Source organism: Massilia sp. CT11-108 (genome assembly GCF_047302915.1).
GTDB classification, from domain to species: Bacteria; Pseudomonadota; Gammaproteobacteria; order Burkholderiales; family Burkholderiaceae_D; genus Telluria; species Telluria orientalis.
Genome location: NZ_JBKYMO010000724.1, coordinates 1 through 2,100 on the forward strand (window position 1 = coordinate 1; position 2,100 = coordinate 2,100).

The 2,100-nt window shown below is 69.8% G+C and carries 3 protein-coding genes; all 3 read left to right on the forward strand.

Annotated elements, in window-relative coordinates:
• Positions 1-488, forward strand: a 488-nt coding sequence (locus ACEN88_RS29925) for a LuxR C-terminal-related transcriptional regulator (RefSeq protein ID WP_413345556.1), incomplete at its 5' end; no start/stop codon positions are given.
• 380 nt (positions 489-868) lie between these two features.
• Positions 869-1,504, forward strand: coding sequence for a response regulator (locus ACEN88_RS29930; RefSeq protein WP_413345558.1), 636 nt, complete (start codon positions 869-871; stop codon positions 1,502-1,504).
• 11 nt (positions 1,505-1,515) lie between these two features.
• A partial coding sequence (locus ACEN88_RS29935; RefSeq protein ID WP_413345560.1) for a two-component regulator propeller domain-containing protein occupies positions 1,516-2,100 on the forward strand: 585 nt, incomplete at its 3' end.

Below are 2,100 nucleotides of genomic sequence, written 5' to 3' on the forward strand. Positions count from 1 at the left end.
TGCGTCTGCGTCCCGACGTCATGCTCGTCGACCTGAACATGCCCGGTGGCGGCGGCGTCGAGGCGATCCGCAAGATCCGCGCGCTCGTGCCGGATGCCCGCATGGTCATCCTGACGACCTACGACGGCGACGAGGACGTGCACCGCGGCCTGCTGGCCGGCGCCAGTGCGTACCTGCTCAAGCAATCCGGCCTCGACGAGGTGGTGCAATGCGTGCGCCAGGTGGCCGCCAACCGCCGCTACCTCGCGCCCGGCCTCGCCGAGAAGCTGGCCGGGCGCATGGACGCCAACCGCCTGTCGCGCCGCGAGCTCGAGATCCTCGCGCACCTGTCGGCCGGCATGAGCAACAAGATGATCGCGCGCACCGAGAACATCGGCGTCGGCACGGTCAAGTACCACGTCAACAATATCCTGTCCAAGCTGAACGTCTCGTGCCGCACCGAAGCGGCCTGCGTGGCGGCGCGGCGGGGGCTGATCCACGCGTACTGAGGGCTCAACCTCGACCAGGTACGGCGCGGGGCCGCCGGACAGGCGCAGGCCGTCGAAGAACGTGATCTCGAAGTCGACGCGGCTGTCGCGCCGGGCCTGCGCCGCCCACGCGGCCAGGATGCGGTTGGCCATCCGGAATTCGCTGACGACGGCGGTCGCGCCGGCGTCGGCGGACAGGTATGCACGATGTGACTCCGGCTTCTGATGTGGCTGAAAATTCGGGGTCAGAGCGCAAAAGAGCAAATTCGCGCTCTGGCCCCGGTGCTGCCAGCGTAGCGTCCGTTCATGCTTTTTTCCCCACCCATTTGGCGGGGGCCATGACTCGATAAGGTGGAATCTTGTACAATCTTGCCCTGTACCGCCCCCAAAGACTCCACCGCATGAACCCTCCCAGCGCCACGCCGATCCGCGTCCTGATCGCGGACGACCATCCGATGATGCGCGAAGGCATAGCCGCTTCGCTGATCGCGCACGGCAACATCGAGGTCATCGCCCAGGCCTGCGACGGCGACGAAGCGATCCGTTTCTTCACCAACTGGCGCCCCGACGTGGCCCTCGTCGACCTGCAGATGCCCGGCAAGGACGGCCTGGAAGCCATCCGCGCGATCCGCAGCATGCATCCGGACGCCCGCCTCGTCGTGCTCACGACCTACGACGGCGACGCCCGCATCGCGGCCGCGCTCAAGGCCGGCGCCTCCGCCTACCTGCTGAAGAACGTCCCGGGCCGCGAGCTCGCGGCGACCGTGCGCGAAGTGCACAACGGCTCGCACATCCTGCCGCAGGCGCTGCGGCGCGAGGTGGCGATCCACTACGCCGGCGACGCGCTGTCGCCGCGCGAGCTCGACGTGCTGCGCCTCGCCGCCGTCGGCCATTCGAACCGCGGCATCGGCGAACAGCTGCACATCGGCGAGACGACGGTCAAGACGCACATGAGCACGATCCTCGTGAAGCTGGGCGCGAACGACCGCGCGCACGCCGTCACGCTCGCCGTGCAGCGCGGCTTCATCGACCTCTGACCGGTACCGCGATGCGCCGCCGCCATCGTCTCGTCCGCGTACTCGCGGCAGCCTTGCTGCTGGCCGCCGTGCCGGCAATGGCGGCGCCGGAAGGCTTCACGGACTACCACCACACGCGATGGACGGCGACCGACGGCGCGCCACCGGCCATCCGCACGATGGCGCAGACCCGCGACGGCTGGCTGTGGCTCGGCACCGCCGACGGCCTGTACCGCTTCGACGGCCAGCGTTTCGAACGCTACGCGCTGCCCGCCCAGCCGGGACGCAGCCACGAACGCATCGAGGTGCTGCGGGCCGCGCCGAACGGCGACCTGGCGATCGCCTTCGCCTCCGAAGGCGTCTCGGTGCTCCATCCCGACGGCCGCGTCGCGGACCTGCCGGAGCAATCCTCCCCATACGAGAGCATCGGCGCGCTGGCCGTCGACACGGACGGCAGCCTGTGGGCCGCCAGCGGACGCATCGCCCATTTCACCGGCGGCCGCTGGCACGTCGTGGCGGCCGGGCCGGAATGGGAAACGGCGCACCAGGAAGACCTGCTCGTCGACGGCGCCGGCAACCTGTGGGCGTTCAACGAGCGCGGCGCCTGGCGCCTGGAC